This window comes from Undibacterium hunanense, from assembly GCF_014284335.1.
Classification (GTDB): domain Bacteria; phylum Pseudomonadota; class Gammaproteobacteria; order Burkholderiales; family Burkholderiaceae_D; genus Undibacterium; species Undibacterium hunanense.
Window position 1 is genome coordinate 171,196 of sequence record NZ_JACOGF010000008.1, and the last position, 18,675, is coordinate 189,870.

At 54.7% G+C, this 18,675-nt stretch carries 11 protein-coding genes; 9 read left to right on the forward strand and 2 right to left on the reverse strand.

What is annotated here, in order from left to right; translation table 11 throughout:
* Positions 1-45 precede the first annotated feature (45 nt).
* Together H8L32_RS16390 and H8L32_RS16395 are read right to left on the reverse strand one after the other, a co-directional pair.
* Positions 46-1,242 carry an eCIS core domain-containing protein gene (locus H8L32_RS16390; protein ID WP_329605193.1) on the reverse strand — a complete coding sequence of 399 codons (1,197 nt, stop codon included), beginning with the start codon at positions 1,240-1,242 and terminating at the stop codon, positions 46-48.
* A 195-nt stretch (positions 1,243-1,437) separates the two neighbouring features.
* Entirely contained in the window at positions 1,438-3,105 is a 1,668-nt protein-coding gene (locus H8L32_RS16395) for a tetratricopeptide repeat protein (protein ID WP_186948339.1), read from the reverse strand.
* 310 nt (positions 3,106-3,415) lie between these two features.
* Between H8L32_RS16395 and H8L32_RS16400 the strand changes: the two genes are divergently transcribed.
* The 9 genes from H8L32_RS16400 (at position 3,416) to H8L32_RS16440 (ending at position 18,673) form a co-directional block, all read left to right on the forward strand.
* On the forward strand, positions 3,416-3,805 hold the full coding sequence (locus H8L32_RS16400; protein WP_186948340.1) for a hypothetical protein: 390 nt from the start codon (positions 3,416-3,418) through the stop codon (positions 3,803-3,805).
* Between the two features lie 187 nt (positions 3,806-3,992).
* Positions 3,993-6,755 carry an eCIS core domain-containing protein gene (locus H8L32_RS27765; protein WP_230412270.1) on the forward strand — a complete coding sequence of 921 codons (2,763 nt, stop codon included), beginning with the start codon at positions 3,993-3,995 and terminating at the stop codon, positions 6,753-6,755.
* 168 nt (positions 6,756-6,923) lie between these two features.
* Entirely contained in the window at positions 6,924-8,528 is a 1,605-nt protein-coding gene (locus H8L32_RS16410; RefSeq protein WP_186948341.1) for a DUF2138 family protein, read from the forward strand.
* Positions 8,525-9,298 (forward strand): DUF1175 family protein, encoded by a 774-nt coding sequence (locus H8L32_RS16415; RefSeq protein WP_230412271.1) that lies wholly within the window; start codon positions 8,525-8,527, stop codon positions 9,296-9,298. The genes H8L32_RS16410 and H8L32_RS16415 overlap by 4 nt, the downstream gene beginning before the upstream one ends.
* Before the next feature lie 9 nt (positions 9,299-9,307).
* Entirely contained in the window at positions 9,308-13,996 is a 4,689-nt protein-coding gene (locus H8L32_RS16420; RefSeq protein ID WP_186948342.1) for an alpha-2-macroglobulin family protein, read from the forward strand.
* Positions 13,974-15,785, forward strand: coding sequence for a DUF2300 domain-containing protein (locus H8L32_RS16425; protein WP_186948343.1), 1,812 nt, complete (start codon positions 13,974-13,976; stop codon positions 15,783-15,785). Before H8L32_RS16420 ends, H8L32_RS16425 begins: the two co-directional genes overlap by 23 nt.
* Complete coding sequence (locus H8L32_RS16430; RefSeq protein WP_186948344.1) at positions 15,782-16,567, forward strand: YfaP family protein; 786 nt, start codon at positions 15,782-15,784, stop codon at positions 16,565-16,567. The genes H8L32_RS16425 and H8L32_RS16430 overlap by 4 nt, the downstream gene beginning before the upstream one ends.
* 10 nt (positions 16,568-16,577) lie before the next feature.
* Positions 16,578-17,411, forward strand: coding sequence for a YfaP family protein (locus H8L32_RS16435; RefSeq protein WP_230412272.1), 834 nt, complete (start codon positions 16,578-16,580; stop codon positions 17,409-17,411).
* 50 nt (positions 17,412-17,461) lie between these two features.
* A complete protein-coding gene (locus H8L32_RS16440; protein ID WP_186948345.1) occupies positions 17,462-18,673 on the forward strand; it encodes a serine hydrolase domain-containing protein in 1,212 nt (403 codons plus the stop codon).
* Positions 18,674-18,675 lie beyond the last annotated feature (2 nt).

Below are 18,675 nucleotides of genomic sequence, written 5' to 3' on the forward strand. Positions count from 1 at the left end.
GCTACTCACATCCCTTGACACGAATCGCCTCTGAGTTAGTCATGATTACTCGAAGGCAGTCCCAAGACTGAAATCATCAGCCCACTCTGTCTCTTTAACAACTGAGCCTGTCGCATTTTTATCTTTCTTTTCTTTTTTAAATCCTTCTGCAATTTTTTTTGCCTCTGCAATACTGGATTCTAAGTTACTTTCTGGCGAATTCATCATAACCGCAACGGCATCACGCAGAGTACCTCTTATCCTCTCTGCGTAATCATCATGATCTTTGAGTTCAACAAGTGTGCCTGTTTCTATTTGTTTTAAAGGCGCGCCTACCGTGACCGTTGTGGTCCAATCATCGGGTTTAGCCATTACAGCTTTAATTTCGTGCGGAGTTTGATTTCTAAGCTCGCCGCTCTTGCCCGTGACCACGTGACCTTTAAATTTTACCTCTGCCGGCTTCAATTCTGGTTTAAATAAGTGTGCATGGCACTCGTTTTTTGAATGTTGATCCAATTCCCACGCATAGAACTCTCCCGCAGCCCATTGCTTCAGGTGCGTTTTTTCTTCAGCGATATGGGCCAGCAATGGTCGATCAACCAATTTAGTATCTGCTAAAGCCTGCACAACCTTGCTCCCCCCTGTCTGCGACATGAGCTTCCTCTGTACGGGATCACGGCCCTCCACGCTTTCGCGTCCATGCGCAGTCTGGCTGTCCCGCGCCAACTGTGCCGTGTCCAGGCTCAGGGCTTTGCTGCCCATCATATCTGCTTCACTCTCAAGGCCGGCGTCATCATTGACCTGCACCCCGGCCTTCATCTGGAAAGTTGGCCGGACGCGGCCCTGTTTCTGTTGCACTACGTGCCAGGCTTCGTGCGGCAGGTGTTGTTCTTGCCCGGGTGCCAGGTGGATATCGGTGCCCTGGGCATAGGCGTGCGCCTGCAACTGCGCTGGTTGTGGCGAGTTGTAATGCACTTTCACATCGTCGAGCGAATGACCAGACAAGCCTTCGATGCCTGACTTAAGATTGTCCGGCAAACCGGTGTTGTTCGGCTTGGGTGCAGCGACTTGCACCTCGCGCTGCACAGGTGCTGCCTCTGCCATGCGTTGCAATGGCGCATTGCCCGTAGCAGTGCCCAGGCGATGGCTTTGTGCGCTTTGATCCGCCATGCGCTGTATCGCCTGCATGTGCTGCGCCTGAGGACTGTTGTTCATCATGGCTTGCAGTGCGCTGGCTTGTGTTGCCTGCGGGCTGTTGTTCACCAGTGTCTGCAATTGCCGCTGCGCGACTGCTGCCGGGCGATTGTCTGCAAATGCTGCCTGTGGCTCCGTACTGAGTTGCGCCGGTTGCGATTCAACTCTGATTGCTTGCTGTGCTGTTTGTGCTTCAGCAGGCGCGGGTTGTTGGGTTTTCATAAGCGTTAACACCTGTACAGGTTTCTGGCGATTCAGGACATTTCACTTTATTTCGTTGCGCTTTTCTGCATTCTGCTGAATTTCATTTTCTATCGCAGTCAGCATGACACACGCCGGTTCGTAGTCAGGATCAAGTTGCAGGGCGTCGTTAACATACTGCAATGCCTGTGACAACTGGCCCAGGTTGTAGTGGCACATGCCCAGGTTGTACAGCGTGGGGCTGGCCTTGCCATACAGGCTGAGTGACTGTTCCAGATACGTAATGGCCTCTGGATAATATTCAATTTCATACAGCAGGCTACCCAGCGCAAAGGCGAGGTCGCGCACCTCGCCCAGCGGGTAATAGTTGTGCCACACCTGCGCGGCCATGTCGGCGACTTCCCGTTTGAGCGGGCCTACCAGCGTTGTCGCATGTTGCATCAGGGCGATATAACATCCCCAGAAGTTGGTGGCATCCCAACCGCTCATGCGCAAATAAGCCAGTATTTGTTCCATTTCCAGGCTGTCGGCATGGGCCTGGATAAGGCGCTTAAAACTGAAGAAATCATCAGGGCCGATGTCGCTGATATGTTCGGTAAATGCCTGCTGCGTTTCTACAAACTGCGCAGGGTTTTGTCCGGCTGCATGCAATGGCGCACCAGCAAACACGGCAGCGCAAATATACAGGTCCTGATGGCGCTGCGGCGTGGACATCCACAAGCCACCCTGCTGGTCAACATACTGCGCAATGGCGTGATAGTTGACCGATAGTGAAATACTGCCGTGGCTGACCAGGCCAGGCGCGCCACGGAAACGCAGATCATCTTCACGGCCATAACCTTTGTCGGCAGAAATCAGCAGCAAACGGTTGTGACTGATATGGCGTAAATGCGTGAGATAACGCAGCGATTGCACTGGCAAGAGCACATGGCTGTCTGCCAGGTGTTGCCGGTAATGGGCCAGTATCAGATTGAATTCTGGCTCGGGATAATAATCACCAGCCACAGGCACATCATGCCACCGTGCCTGCACGCGTTGCAACAGGGTGACATCGTTGATATCGGGTTCTGGTTGCTGGCTGTGCAGTGACACCAGGCTTTCATGCAAGGTGCCGTCGTTGACGTAAAACGCATCCTGTTCAATGCTGTCAAAAACGTAATTGGCAATCACCACCAGCGGATTGTTGAGCTGCGCCTGCGATAGCGTCACGCCAGAATGTTGCAAGACAATGTCTTCAGTCTTGCTCATATCAACCAGCGCAAAATCAAGCCAGCCCTGCTGTATATAATTTTGTAAAAACGGATGCTGCCGCCAGAATGCGAGATTTTTTTCACAAAAATCGCTCATCACATAACACACAGGAATATGGCTGAGGGCCGACTGCTGCCAGACCGTAAAAAACTTTTTGATGAAATGGTAAGAGAACCGCCCGGAACCAGCACCCAGTTCCAGTACATACAAAGACTGGCTCAGACCCAGTGGCCGTTGCTGATCACGCAATAAATCACGCAAATAAGCAAACACCAGCCTGGCATACGCCCTGGCAATAAAGGTATTGCTGGTGATGTAATGCGGCACGATGCTGTTGCGCCAGGCATCAATGCTTTGCTCGCTAAAAAAGCGGCGCTGCAAACCCCACAGCAAAGACGCAGACAGACGCTGGTTTTGCTCCACTACAAAGCCAGATGCCGGGGTTGCCTGTGTGGTGGGTTCTTGCTCTGTGGTTTCCATGCGATGGTGGACCGGGTAAGGTAAGGGCTAACGAGTAAGAAAAAAAGAATCTGCCTTGATGAAACGGCCATTGGGTCAATTGATCAATTGGTCTGGTCTTTGCTGACGCGCGCAGCCGTTTTCTCATGGTGTGATTTCATTCCGGTTTCCTGACGAACGTCCTGATGAATTTACATTGTTATTATAATAATTTTGGTGTAATTTATCACTTGTTTCGTTTTTTCGTGTTGTAGACTGGTGCTTTGGCCCTTCTTCATCACGAAAAAAGCCAAATGCCAGTCAATCCATTCCATACATGCCAGGGTGATTTATGAAATCGCGTCTCTCAGCACCGGTAGAAGCAACAAGACAAAGTCCTTCGTGGCAAAACACGCCGCTGCAAAAAAAGAAAAATCCGCCAGGCTTTACGGATCAAAGGCCCGCTGCCATCGCGCAAATGAAACTGCAGGCCATGGCAAGCAGCAGTCCACAAGCCATGCAGCTCAAGGCAAGAATGGACGTATCGGGCCAGCATAACCTGCCGGTACAGCGTGCAAAAGAGGACGACCTCATGCAAGGCAAGTTTCAGACAGCGCAACTGGCCAAGGAAGACGAGCTTACGCAGGGCAAGTTCGACACTGCCCAACTGGCGAAAGAAGATGAACTGACGCAAGGCAAGTTTGAACCTGTGCAACGGGTGGAAGACGAAGAACCGGCATAAGGTATCTGTACGTAGACATCAGTACACATGGTACACACAAGCACACATAGGGCTAATTCGTAACACATCACCAGGCCAGCAAGGCCGTAGCTTGCTGCGCCATGGTGGTGCTACGACAAAAATGCATTCCCGCAGTCTGTATTGAGATTTAGCGTCGCTCCACTTTTATCGAATACAGTCAATCTCTATGCAGACACACACCAGCCAGGATGCTGCCGGCAAAACTCTTTCATCGACAACGACAGAGGGCAAAACGCAAGGCCTGGCATTGAATGACAGCGCAAGCCAGACTACCGATCAGCGCTCTGAAGCAGGTGCCATGCGGCAATTGCAAAGCCAGGCAAACCACAGCCCAAGGGCATTGCAGTTACAAAGCCTGCAAAAAATGGCCGGGCAAAGCCCACAGGCAAGCCGGCTCAACACCTTTCAGGCGATGGCCGATGGACATGCAGCACAACGCATGCGACACCAACACCCTGCATTACAACGCCAGACCGCAGCGTCAGCAGACAATGCCTCTATTGCAAGCAGCGTCCGCCCACCAAAAAACAATGGCCTGCCAGCGCAACTACAGGCCGGTGTGGAAAGCCTGTCCGGCATGAGTCTGGATCATGTCCAGGTACACTACAACTCCGACAAACCCGCCCAGTTGCAAGCTCATGCTTATGCCCAGGGCAGCGACATCCACCTGGCACCAGGCCAGGAAAAACACTTGCCGCATGAAGCCTGGCATGTGGTCCAGCAAGCACAGGGCCGTGTGCGCCCCACCCTGCAAATGAAGCAGGGGGTACCAGTGAATGACGATGTCGGGCTGGAACAAGAAGCGGATGTGATGGGCGCCAGAGCCATGTCGGTAGCGGCGGCAAGTGTCACGGCACAGCGACAAGGCCAGCAAACACGGGGCGTTTATTCGCCGGTACAAAGACAAGGCGTAGCGCAGTTGGTGGCAGTGGCACAGCTCACCATCAAAGACAATATTCTTGCACTTGGCAAAGGTTATAGCGGCCCAGAAGCTGAGAATTTGAAAACCATTGCAGGTAGTTGGTCGACTGCATTCCCCATGGCGGAAAAGATGGAGATCGCTTTTTTCAGGAAAATAAATGCGACGCATTATGATCGGCTGATAAAAATGCAGATTTTGCAGCAACTGGATGAGGCAAATTACGACCATTTACTGGACTTTGTTGGAAACGATGCAGCGAAATTAGGCAAGTTGGTAAAAAAGGAGGCGGGAACCAGCCTAGTCAGGCGCATGGTAGGTGAACAGGCGCTGCCCTTGCGAACGATGGTCTTGGGCATGTCTGACAATGCGGGTTTAAAAGATATAGGAAAGCTTGGCTATATCTGTGAACACTATCCGAAATTCCTCGCCATTACCGATGCAGAAAAGACCCGGGCAGCACCACAATTGCAAGTTGTAATTACCGGTCTGGGCACGATATCTGCGGCCATGCTGGCTATATTGGAAACTGCTGCACCGACGTTTGATCAGTTGAAAACGATGGTTCCAAGACTCACCAAAACGTCCGGGATGGCAGCCATACTGGCCACTTACCTCAACTTCCGCGCGATTGCAGTAGCCCAGGTAATTGACGATACGGTCAAGCTACAAAAAGTCATTACCTGGTTATCCGATAATCCTGGCCTGTTTGGCATACTGGAAACCGTCAATCCCAATTTTGAAGCTTTGCAGGGGTTCATGACAACAATCACCAAAACTTCAGGATTGAAAGACATACTTGCAACTTACCCTAAATTCCGTGCCATTGCGCTAGCTCAACTCAGCGTCGCACCAGCCGCACTACAAAACGTAATTACCTGGTTAACCAGCAATCCTGACCTGTTTGGCATACTGGAAACCGCCAATCCCAATTTTGGGGCTTTGCAGGGGTTCATGGCAACACTCACCAAAACTTCAGGATTGACAGACATACTTGCAACTTACCCTAAATTCCGTGCCATTGCGCTAGCTCAACTGGCAGGTGCATCGGCCCAGTTGCAAACCGTAATTACCTGGTTGACAGACAACAAAGGCCTGCTTGGTATTCTGGAAACGGCAGACCCCAGCTTTGCAGATCTGCAGAGCTTGATGCCGACGATAACGAAAACGTCAGGTTTACCCGCCATTCTTAAAAGCTACCCTAACTTCCGTGCCATTGCATTAGCGCAATTGATAGGCGCACCGGCGTTGCTACAAAAAGTAATCACATGGTTGACAGGAAAAGATGCTGCGGTCCTCGGTGTATTGGAAACTGCCAACCCCAGCTTTGTGGCCCTGCAGGCCATGGTGCCAGCGCTTACCAAGCTGACTTTACTTCCTAACATTTTGACGAAGTATGCCAATTTCAAGCCTATTGCAGTGGCCGAGATCGTGGCAGCACCTGTCTTGTTGCAAACAGTCATTACCCACCTTGGCTCACGTAAAGACCTTGTCCTGACCTGGCTGCATACCAATAACCCGAATTTCGCTGTTTTAGAGGTGTTGGCTGATAAAAAACCAGATGACACTTTGCTGGGCATGCTGGTTAACTTTGCAAAAGAAGCAGCACCAGGCAACAATGACTACGAAGCAATTGGTACACAAAGCAATGGATACCGCATCGGCCATTTTGCTATGGGCCATACGCTGCGCGGCATGCTGGCAGAGCCTGCCCTGGATACCCCCACAAAAACATTATGGCCTGCTGCAACCACGCTGGCGGAGATACGTGGGGTGTGTTTGAATTTTGACCAGAATAATACGACCATACTTAATGCAAGGGAGGGCTTTACCTATACACCAACGGTAGCACCAAACAATCTGATTGTTGCTAACAAAAACAACATCCAAGGCAACCGCAACAAATTCGACCAACTATATCCTCGCAGCGGTACCCTTATTACAGAGGAACAGGCCGACACACTGTCCGAAATCAACGCAGCAAAAGCAGACTGGACCGCCCTCCCATAACCCCAGCTTATAGGCTATGTATGCATTTGGCGACGTTCTTGCCAGGCATGTGCATATTTACAGATGCTTACCAAAAATTGACGCAATATAGAGAAATTCGATTGTCAGCCCCGTCTGCATTCGATAGTATTCGTGCAACTAAAGACCTCTGCGCAAAAGGGAGAATTCATGCGTCGTATTTGGATCGTCACCGGTACTGTTGTTACAGTTGCCGCCGCGGCCGTTGCCTATCAGTTGGGTAAGCACTGGAAAGACTATAACTACGTGGGCGGCCGCCTGAAGGTGGATATGTCACGCCCTGATGCGCTCATCCGCACCACCAGCCTGTCTAAACTGCCGCGTGATTTACTGCGGGTGCCCATCGCCAAAGATGTGCTGACCGAAGACCTGGCCTTTTACTACGAACAGAACGAAGACCGCATGGGCCTCAACGGTGCCATCAAGCGCATTGCCTATGAGCATGATCTTGACTGGCAAGACAAGCTGTATGCCAGCATTTTTAATGAACCGGCAGAAGTCGCCTTCTGGCGCGACGGCAAAGGCGCGCTGCGTCATTATGCAGTCGTCATGCGGCGCGGCGTGTTCACCAAGGCGCTGGAAGAAGCTGCCAAGGTGGCGCTGAAAGATGGTCAGTTGAAAAAAGCCGGTGACATCAGCACCAGCAATGGCAATGCACTGGTATTGGCGCTGGAAGTTAACCCGCGCCGCACCCTGTTGCTGATCAGCCAGGGTGATCGCATGGTGGTCTTGTCTGACCCTGGCCTGCTGTTTGATGACAGCAACAGTATAGTGAAAGAAGCCCGTGCCGCCGTCAGCAACTGGCTGGAACATGATGGTGCCCTGGCCAAGCAGTTTGACCTGGACAATATTGCACCAGCAGTGGCCCCCACTGCTGGCCAACCTGCCGACACCGCCAGACACACGCTGGCCATTGGTGCCCCCACCATGGCGCTGGGGTATGGCGCTTTTGTGTCGGGCTTTAAGGGTATGCGTTTCGATTTTGGCGGCGACTGGTCCACCTCGGTATGGCTGGATTCGAACAAGCTGACATCCGCCCAATTGCTGGACCCTGCACTGTGGACGGCGGCCCCGGCCAACCCCAGCGCCTGCGTGGTGATGCCGGTTGACTGGGCGATGGTGAACAAGGTATTGAAAGAAGCATCGGCCAAGCCAAATTTGCCTGAACAGGCGCTGGCCAGCCTGTCTGGCCCCGGCCTGGCCTGCTGGTACCGTGAATCGAATCTGTATTCGCCGGTGTTTATTGCCAAGCTGCCGGCCAATACGGCCAACCGCGACACCACCTTGCAAGCCATGGCCACCTGGGCCATCGCAACCGGTGAACAGGCTGCACCTGGCAAGGGCAAAACCAAAGCCAAACCAGATCAAAAATTCTGGCGCAATGCCAACAGCAAGGCAACGCTGGCGGCCAGTGCCGATTTTGTGGTGTTTTCGCCGGACGGTGGCCTGGTTGAAAAAGTGATCGATACCATCGCCCGCAGCAACCCAAGCGTAGCTGATCAAAACCCTGGCACACAAAGCACGCTGGGCATGATTACCCCTCGCCCTTTGTCTGAAATGGCGCAGCGTGAAGTATATGCAGCACTCAGCGGTCCGGATGATGCGAATTTCCTGGATGCGGCCAAGACCCATTTGCCAGCACGCATGAAGGCCCTGGCCAGTTACCCGCCTATCCGTCTGGAACTGAGCAAAACCCAGACCAGCGGCAAAGCCTGGCATAAAGTCGATTGGATCAGCAAGGAGAAAGCCAATTGAACCGCCGACAAGTCTTGCACACCCTGGCCTTGAAGGGCATGCTGGCCAGCAGCGCCGCATTAGGCGCACTGGGCTGGCAACGGCTGGCGCTGGCGCAAAAGGTGACGGCACCCGCTGTACCTTTGCCGCTGCCTGCAACATTGCCGACAGCCAGCAACAGCAAAGCGGCCAGCCCGGCTTCGCCATCAGTGAGCAGCACATCGATAGCACTGACACCGGCGCAATCGCGCAGTTTCAGGGCCTGGATGACACGCATCATCGCCGCCCAGTTGACGGCAGGCCCCACCCCGCGCTGGCAACAGCGTGACTGTGTGGGCCTGGTGCGTTTTGCCGTGGCCGAATCGCTGCGCGAGCATGATGAAAAATGGAAGCGTGCCAACGGCATGCTGGGCACCGCCCTGCCGCCAGAAATCGAACTCGACAAAGGTACCCAGTCGGTGCGCCATCAGTGGCGGCTGGCCGATGGTTCGGTGTCGGCCTATGTCAGCGCAATAGAAATGGTGCAGGAGAATGCCCGTTTTCGTGGCAAGGACTGCAATCTGGCCGCCCCCGGTGACCTGCTGTTTTATGATCAGGGCGATGCCCAGCATCTGATGGTGTGGATGAATTCTTACATTGCCTATCATACCGGCACCGTCACGCCCGCCGACAATGGCTTGCGCGCCGTCAAGCTGCGCGACTTGCAAGCCTGGCGCGATACGCGCTGGCACCCTACCCAAGATAATCCCAATTTTGCTGGCGTGTATCGCCTCAATTTCTTGTCCGCCTGAAAGCGCCCAATGAAAGCCAAACTCAATCAATCACGCTATTTCACCTTCCTGACAGCGCTGTGCGCCCTGTTGCTCTTCATGCCTGCAATAGCGCAGGATGGCGGCAGTGGTTCATCATTCTTTTTGCTCAGTGATGCCGCCTACGGCTCTGCCGACAATGCCACCGTGCGACTGGAGGCGCAAGACATGGGCCAGATCGGCGAATACGGCGGTGTGGATGTCTATGTCTATAAGGTCAAAGACCCGCTGGACTTTTTGAAGGCGCAAAAAAACCTGCACCGCATTGACAGCCAGGGCAATTACAAAGGCAAGGGCATCGCTGATGCGCTGGCACGTACCTGGGACAGCTGGTGGATGGCATCGCGCCGCATGTGGCGCAGCCTGTTTTCTGCCGACGCCAGAAAAGCCGTGACCACGCAAGTGCCAGAAGTGCGCCTGCACCCGCTGGTCAAAGCCCCGACACCACAGCAACTGAACCCGCTGTACCAGCCGCTGAAGGCACATACCCTGGTCGACAGCTTCCGTTACCCTGTGCACGTGGCCCAGCCCATACAGCCACCCAAAGGCGTCAAGCTTGATGGCAGCAGCAGTGAATTTATCGCTTCGCCCAAAGGCAATGTCCTGATACCACTGGGTAAAAAAGAACCTGGCCTGTACCTGGTGGAAGCCATGGTCGGCAGCTATCGTGCTGTGACGCTGGTGTTTGTGTCTGATTCCATCGCTGTCACCAAAGTATCCAGCAAACAGATGCTGGTATGGGTGGCAGACCGCCGTAGCAGCCAGCCAGTGGCAGATGCCAAAACCGTATGGACCGATGGTGCTGGTATCTTAAGCACAGGTAACACTGACGCCAGCGGTATCGCCAATTTTGAGCGCGATGCGCCAGAAAAAACCTATGTCTATGGTGAAGACAGCAAAGGCGGCGTCTTTGTTGCAGAAAACTATTACTACGACAGCGAAATCTATAACACCAAGCTGTATGCCGTCACTGACCGCCCCCTGTATCGCCCCGGCGAAACCGTGTATGTGAAGTTTTTGGGCCGTACCTTTGTATCAGCCCGTGAATCCACCCCCATCACCGCAGGTGAATTGAAGTTGCAGGTATTTGATGCGAATGGCTTCCCGGTCGCTGCCCAGACCCTGCAAATGACACCGCAATCGGGGGGAGATACCGTATTCCAGTTGCCAGACAATGCAGTGGCTGGCGGTTATGAATTGCGCTTCAGCTACAAGGGCAATAACTACGGTGCAGCCTTCCGCGTGGCTGAATACCAGAAGCCGCACTTTGAAATCAATGTCTTGCCCGGTAAAAAAGATTACAAAACCAATGAAGCCATCAGCGGCAAGCTGCAACTGGTCTACCCCGACGGCAAACCCGTGGTCAATGCCAAGGCTGACCTGACCGTGCGCGCCCAGCGCCTGACCATCGTTGAAGGTGATTTAGGTTATGCAGGCCAGTTCCCGGTTCAGTTGAGCAACACAGTACTGACCACCGACAGCAACGGCTTTGTCGATTTTAAACTGCCAGCAGCGACTGAACCCAGCCGCTATGTCTTGTCAGTACTGGCAACGGATGGTGCTGCCTACCGCGTGCGTGCCACCAAAGAAATTCTGGTGGAACGTGGTGCCGGTACCTATAGCCTGAAGGCCGAACGCGCCTTTTCTGCCGTTGGTGAAAACATGAACTTTGCCATGACTGCCCTGCCAGTACCCGGCAATGTGGTCAGCACCCTCAGCGCCCCGGCAACATGGGATTGGGTCAGACTCGAAAACCAGAAAAAATCCAGCGGCAAGCTTGCCAACGGCAACAAGCTGACTCTGGCCTTTCCTGAACCTGGTACCTATACCCTGTCTGTGCGTGACGCTGCCGGCAATATCCTTGGTGCGACTTCGCATTACGTCAGCGGTGCCGGCGTCGCTGCGCCACAGGGCTCGATAGAAATGGTGTTTGACAAAACCAGCTACAAACCAGGTGAAACGGCCAGTGCACTGATCACCTTCCCGCAGCAGATTGACCAGGCCCTGTTCACGCTGGAGCGTGACAAGGTAGAAAAAACTGCCTTGATGAATAATGGCAACTCGAATGCAAGTGGCTGGCTCACTGCCAAGCGTTTGTCACCAATGCAGTGGAAGGTAGAAATACCGGTGCAGGAAACTTATGGCCCCAACATCACCCTGTCTGTGGTGTATGTGAAAGGTGCCGATTATGTATTCCAGAACCTGGGCTTGAAAGTGGAACAGCCACGCATCAATGTCGCCGTCAAAGCCGACAAGGCCGTGTATGCGCCGGGTGACAAAGTCACGCTGGATCTGACTGCCATGGTCGCTGGCCAGCCAGCAGGTGGCAGCCAGTTGACCGTGGGTGTGGTGGATGAAATGATCTACGTGCTGCAGCCAGAAATTGCACCGGACATTTCTGACTTTTTCTATCACCCGCGTCGCAACAATGTACGTACCTCTGCCAGCCTGAGCTTTATCGCCTATGACCTGGCGGTGCCACCATCCAAACTGGCCTTGCCGGCAAACGGGCAAACCCATGACCGCGCCATCAAGGTTTTGGAAAGACCGCGTCGTGAAGACAAGGACACCGCCCTGTGGCAGCCAAACGTCACCACCGACGCCACTGGCCGCGCCCGCCTGAGCTTCACCATGCCTGATTCGCTGACGCGCTGGCGCATTACCGTGCGTGCCACGGCAGCCAGCGGTAACGTGGGACAAAACATTGCCTATGTGCGTTCCGACAAAGATTTTTATGTGAAATGGACCAGCCCGAACTGGATGCGCGTGCAGGATGCACCTAACGCCAGCGTTGCCATCTTCAATCAAGGTAACCAGGATGCAAGCGCCAGCCTCAGTGTCACAGGTTCTGGCGTCAACAAACAGGAAAACCTGAAGTTGAAGCCCGGCGCCAATTTTGTATCGCTGCCGCTGAAAGCCAATGGTCTCGACAACAAGATAGACCTGTCGCTGGCTGTTGGCGGCAAAACGGTCGATGCACTGAATGTACCGCTGAAGATTATCCCTGTGCACTGGCTCAGCCAGCGTTCAGTCAGCGTGCCGGTCACCGGCAAGGAAACCATACTGAAACTGCCAGCGGACGCCAGTAACCTGCAATTGCAATTTGCAGACAGCGCCAATGCCCAGTTCCGTCGTTTGATGGATGACCTGATCGACTACCCGTTTGGCTGTGTCGAGCAAACATCCAGCCGTCTGATCCCGTACAGCCTGGCCTTGCAGGCCACGCTGCCCAGCGAAGAAAAACTGACGGCACAACTGACGCAACGCCTGTACAGCTACCGCTTCCGCCTTGCGCAAATGGCTGGCCCCAACGCCACCTTTGGCTGGTGGAGCGTACCAGAAAAAGATGGCGATGCTCTCCTGACCACCTATGCCTACTATGCTGACTGGCATGCCAGCCGCGCGCTGAAACTGGCGTTGCCAGACGGCCATTTTGATCGCCTGACCGAAGTCTATCGCAAAGACGGTGTCAATCAGCCAGCATGGCAACGCGCCCTGATGCTGTACTGGATGCAGGACATGGGCTTGCCGGTACGTTCACTGGCCGAAGCATTGAGTGAAGAACTGGGCAACAAGGCAGCATCAGCCAAACCGGCTGCTATAACTCCACGCTCAGGCATGAGCAGCATGATCTTTGCCAACAGGGATGATGACGTACAAAACGCCATGAGCACCCTGCTGGCCGCCTATGTGGTACAGCAAAGCAAAGGCACGCTGACAGCCGCCACCAGCGCGGCCCTGCCGGATGCTGCTACCCGCGTGCATCAGGCTGACCTGCCTTTGGGTGAAGCCCTGCTGATTTTGACCGGCAAACGCCCGGCCAATGAAAGCGCAGCAGTACTTGAACGCGTACGGGCTGAATACCCAACCATAGACCGTGCATTGGCCCTGTTGTGGACTTACCGCGCCATGGGTGGCGGTACTGCCGGCAAATCTGGTGCCAATGACCCACTGTTGCGCAACAACATGGCCAAGGTGGAACTGGAAGCAGGCTGGCAGGCAAGAGAAACCATCACCGGCCAGAATGTATTCCGCTGGAATGTCACTGCCGCCACACCGGCACCAGGCGTCATCAAAATGACATCGACCCCAAGTGCCGGCATGATAGCAATCGCCCAGTTTGACAGCCGCGAGCCAGAAAAATCCAGCCTGCCGGTGAAACTGGAACGCCGTCTGTACCGTCTGGTGCCAGAAGCCCTTCCTACGCCTAGCGCTGCCAGTAAGCCTGCAGCCAACTCCGCCGGTGCTGTAGCGCAGCCCGTGCCTGGCAAAGCTGGCTTCAAGCTCGAATTATTGGGCGATGGAGCCGCACTGAAGACCGATGAAGTGTATCTGGATGAAGTCGTGCTGACCCGCACATCCGGCCCGACACTGAACTTTGGCATCGTTGAAGTGCCGCTGCCACCGGGCACAACGGCTGACCGCTCTACCTGGGGCATCAGCGTTCGCTTCCCTGGCGGCAAAGATATGGAAGCGATGGAACGTGCACGTTATGAGCAGACACCACGCGGCTATGCCGTGCCGGTAGATGCACTGGCGAATGAAGTCGTGGTGCGCCACCTGGTCAGGGCTGCGCAGACCGGCAAGTTTGCCCTGCCGCCTGCCCGTTACTACCGCATGTACCAGCCAGACCAGAAAGCCTTTGAGGACAAGCCACGTGCGATTATGGAAATTCGCTGATCCTGCGCGCAAGCTAGTCCGCATCACCATGCTTGCCAGCACAACCATAGGAACCATGGCGATGCTGCCTTTGTCTGCACATGCAGATGAAAGCGGCACCGCCACGGTGGCCTGGTTGCGTGATGGCAAGGTGGAAGTACGTGGGCTGTCTGGTGCCCAATCCAACACCCCACCCAGCACATCAGCTAACACATCATCCAATCAGGATGGCAAAGCGACAGAGCAAAAGATTCCCCTCGGCAGCCTGTGGAAGCTGTTTGTCTACGCCTATCTGCAAGACAATCGCGTGCAGGAAAGTGCCTATACCTGCAACGCTAAAAAAGAACAGCGCAGCAAACTGGAGAAAGATGAAGAACGCTATTGCTGTGAACCCGGCGATCAGGTGCAGCGTGACAGCGCCCTGGCAAGATCATGCGCGCCCTACTTTTCACCGGCAAGACTTGGCCTGAACGACAAGGACTGGAAAAACTACTGGCAAACCCGCAGTGATGCCACCTGGTTACAACGCACGGCACAATTGCAGCCAGACACCCAGATCAGCATCAGGGATTTGCTGGAAACCCTGGCAAAATTTTCACCGCAGGCACGGGCCGCCGCCCGCACCGCCCTGCTGGAAACCGCCGTGCAAGGCTATGGTCGCGAAGCCTGGGCGCAACTGGGTACCGGCATACGCTACAAAACCTATTCCTGGCATTTGCCCGACCAGTCAGCCTTTGGTGGTGCCGCTGGCTGGCTGGCCGATGGCACACCATTCTGGTTTGGTGCGCGTGGGTCCAGCCGGTCTGCCCTCGGTACCTGGGCCAGCGCACTGGCCACCACCCTGCCAGCACCGCGCTGGGCAGGCATCAATAGCATGGACAATGTCGGTGACGAAGCGCATTGCGTCGATGTCGATTTTTTTGCCCGTTACCCTTTGCGCGAAGTTCTTCCTCTGCCAGTGCCTGTCAACTCGACAGCAAGCACCGCCCGCGCTGGCACCATGACTGGTAAATTCCGCCTGCAATTTGCCAATGGCAATACGCTGGACATCAACAGCAATGGCAGCCTTAGCCTGCAACGCTTGCCCGGTATGGCACCGCAAATCACCGGGCGTTTCAGCGTCAATGACTATGTTGCCCGCGTGGTAGACCGTGAAGGCGACGCCGCCAATGTACAGGCTGCCCGCAGCCTGGCAATTGCCGCCCGTAGTTACCTGGTACAGAATGCCGCCCTTGACCATGGCTGCTGGCGCATTGCCGACGCCACCAGCCGCCAGCGCGTCAGCGCCAACCCGCCGACCGAAGCCGCCATGGATGTCGCCTGGTTCACCGATGACCTGATACTCCAAGGGGCAAACGTGCGCTACCACAATGACAGCGCCGGCACCAACCGCATGTCCTTGAAGGATGCTGCAAAGCAGGCCAGCCAGGGCTGGAATTTTGAACGCATCCTGGCTGCCAGTTATCCACAAGCCAGCATCGCCAGCTTTAACGGCAAATCAGATTGCCAGCCACTGGCCGCTGCACAAACCTGGCTGATCAATAACAGCAGCAAATGGCAAGCCATATTGCGTCGTGAGCCCGGTTTTGAAAACCCCGACATGCCGCCCGCCGTGTGCGCCCTGGCCACCGGCAACCCGTATTCAGACCAGAAACGCATGCGTATTTATGCACGCGGCTGGCGCAGCCTGGACGAGCGCATCACCCTCGCCCATGAATACCTGCACCTGGCTTTACGATTTCATCCGAACGGCGCCAACGAAGACTATGTAGAAAAACTGGCACGCCGCCTCATAGAAGGAAGTACATGATCAAGCTTAAATTCTCACGCCTGGCCTTCGTCGCCGCTGGTACCGCCATTGGCCTGCTAGCGGCAACCAGCGCCTGCGCAGCCGATGTCAATGTCGAAGCCCCGCGTGGTGGCTGGCGGCATAGCGGCGCTGAAGCGTCACAATTTACCCAGCCCGTGCATTACCCAGCATCGTCCGTCAATACCGAAGGCCAGAATGAAATGGCCCTGATCAAGGGCCGCATCAACGGCAACATCAAAAAAGGCCCGGGCAAACTGATCGTCAATGGTGTCGGCATGCCGCTGTCCGTGGGCGCTGGTGGTGAATTTGCCCGTCCTTACTCTTTCAGTTCAGGTTCCAACAATGTCGAGGTGCGCAGCCCTGACGGCAGCGATGTCAAGCGTGTGCAGTTTTTTGACACCAACACCAGCCGCCCGCTGACACGTCTGCGCGTGGTTTTGTCGTGGGATAGCGATGGCACCGATCTCGACCTGCACGTTATTTCACCCGATGGCCAGCACGTGTTTTACGGCAATCGCGTAGTGCCCAATGGCGGCGCGCTGGATGTCGACGTCACCACCGGCTACGGGCCAGAAATCTATGCCAACACTGCCCCCATCAAAGGCACCTACCATGTGTACGTCAACTATTATGGCAGCGGCGGTAATGACAAGGACCTGACCATCGCCAAGGTTGCCATCATCAGCCAGGAAGGCACGCTCTCAGAAAAACAGCAAAGCTTTCAGGTACCCATGCGCAAACCCGGTGAGCTGACCCTGATCAAATCCTTCACCTATCCTTGAGATCCACGTCATGAAGATCACACATTTTTTGCTGGGCTGTACCGCAGTGGCAGGCACAATTGCCAGCATCTGCACCACCAGCATGGCCTTCGCCGATGAAAAGCCCGTCACCAGTGAACAACCCACCATCAACAGCCCGCGTGGCGGCTGGAATTATGGCGGCCTGACCGACAAATCCCGCGAAGGACGTGCCTCTTACCCGCTGCCACCAATAGACCGTGGCACACAAAAAAACCGCACCCTGATCGAAGGCCACATCCGTGATGCAGGCAAGCAAAGAAAGCACACCCTCATCGTCAACGGCAACCCCATGGTACTCAACTATGGCACTGATGGCCGCTATGAACGCCACTATGCCTTTGGCAGCGGTTCCAACAATATAGAAATCCAGGGGCCAGACGGCAAGAGCCTGCAACGCGTACAGTATTACGAAGCCAATACCCAGCAACTGTCGCCTCAGCTACGCATCATCTGTTCATGGGATGCGCCCGAAGCCGAAGTAGACCTGCACATCATCACCCCCGACGGCCAGCACGCCTTTTTTGGTGTGCCCACCTTGAATGGCGGTGGTGGCCTCGATGTGGATAGCGTCGACGGCCCCGGCCCCGAAATGTTCACCACCATCGCCCCCCTGCACGGCGCTTACCATGTGTTCGTCAACTATTGGGGCAACTATGGCCCGGGCGGTTACAACTTCGACGAAGGCCAACGCAAACAGCCCATCATCACTGCCCGCGTGACCCTGGTGTTTTATGAAAACACTGCCAGAGAAAAACGCGAAAGCTTCGTCATCCCGCTACGCAAGATCGGCGATTTGAATCTGGTGAAGTCGTTCATGTTTTGAGGGGCTGATTTTACTGTTATCCCTGTTATCCTTGTTTTCCGGAGAACCGAATGACGTGGTACAAACCCCTCAGCACCGTTCTGGTTCTCCTGTCGCTGACTTGCACAAGTATTCCGGCACTGGCACAGCCTGCCATGATCAAGCGCCTGGATGGTTCCAGCATTTCCTCAACCGAGATAGAAAGCAAGGTCACGCGCATGATGGCATCATCCTGCGTCACCGGCCTTGGCATTGCCATCCTCAATGACAATAAAATTGTCTACACCAAAAGCTTTGGCCTGCGCGACAAAGACAGGCAATTGCCATTGACCGAAGACACCGTCATGTACGGTGCATCCTTCACCAAGGCCGTATTTGCCACGCTGGTGGCGCAACTGGTGACCGAAGGTGTGCTTGACCTGGATTTACCAATACAGAAATACCTGCCCAAACCCTTGCCAGACTACGACAACTACCGCGACCTGGCCGACGACCCGCGCTACCTGACAATCACCCTGCGCATGTTATTGAATCATACCGCCGGCTTCGCCAACTTCCGCTGGCTGAACGCCAGCAAGAAACTGGAAATCAAATTCACACCCGGCAGCAGATATGCCTATTCAGGCGAAGGCATCAACCTGGCGCAATTCGTAATTGAGACCACCACGGACAAACGCATCGGCGATTTGATACAACAACGTATTTTCAACCCGCTTGGCATGCGCAACACCAGCATGCAATGGCAAAACCACTTCTGCGACAACCTGGCTGTCGGCCATGACGAAAAAGGCAAAACACTGGGTCACACAAAAAGAAAAAAGGTCAACGCCGCCGGTTCCATGGACACCACCCTGAATGACTACGCCCATTTCATCCAGAGCGTCATGCAGGCAAGCATCATCAGCAAAGACGCCAAAGCCATCATGCTGGCGCCACAGATTGCCATCACCACACCCACCCAGTTCCCCACCCTGTCCACCGCATCAAGCGACGACAACAAGCACATACAACTATCCTACGGCCTGGGCTGGGGCATATTCCAGACACCCCACGGCAAAGCCTACTTCAAGGAAGGCCACGACGATGGCTGGGAAAACCATTCCGTCGTCTTCGACGACCAAAAAACCGCCGTCGTCATCATGAGCAACAGCGCCAACGGCGACCACATCTTCAAAGACCTGCTGAAATTGTTGATACAGGACGTGTACACGCCGTGGAAGTGGGAGGGGTATGTGCCTTTGGAGTGTAGTAATATAATCGTAGGTTCAGCATTGGAACGGTAAAT

Bases quoted from the DNA above. Each gene is read 5' to 3' on its own strand.
- H8L32_RS16410 (WP_186948341.1), top strand. From the start codon at position 6,924: ATGCGTCGTATTTGGATCGTCACCGGTACTGTTGTTACAGTTGCCGCC.
- H8L32_RS16435 (WP_230412272.1), top strand. From the start codon at position 16,578: ATGAAGATCACACATTTTTTGCTGGGCTGTACCGCAGTGGCAGGCACA.
- H8L32_RS16400 (WP_186948340.1), top strand. From the start codon at position 3,416: ATGAAATCGCGTCTCTCAGCACCGGTAGAAGCAACAAGACAAAGTCCT.
- H8L32_RS27765 (WP_230412270.1), top strand. From the start codon at position 3,993: ATGCAGACACACACCAGCCAGGATGCTGCCGGCAAAACTCTTTCATCG.
- H8L32_RS16395 (WP_186948339.1), bottom strand. From the start codon at position 3,105: ATGGAAACCACAGAGCAAGAACCCACCACACAGGCAACCCCGGCATCT.
- H8L32_RS16430 (WP_186948344.1), top strand. From the start codon at position 15,782: ATGATCAAGCTTAAATTCTCACGCCTGGCCTTCGTCGCCGCTGGTACC.
- H8L32_RS16420 (WP_186948342.1), top strand. From the start codon at position 9,308: ATGAAAGCCAAACTCAATCAATCACGCTATTTCACCTTCCTGACAGCG.
- H8L32_RS16440 (WP_186948345.1), top strand. From the start codon at position 17,462: ATGACGTGGTACAAACCCCTCAGCACCGTTCTGGTTCTCCTGTCGCTG.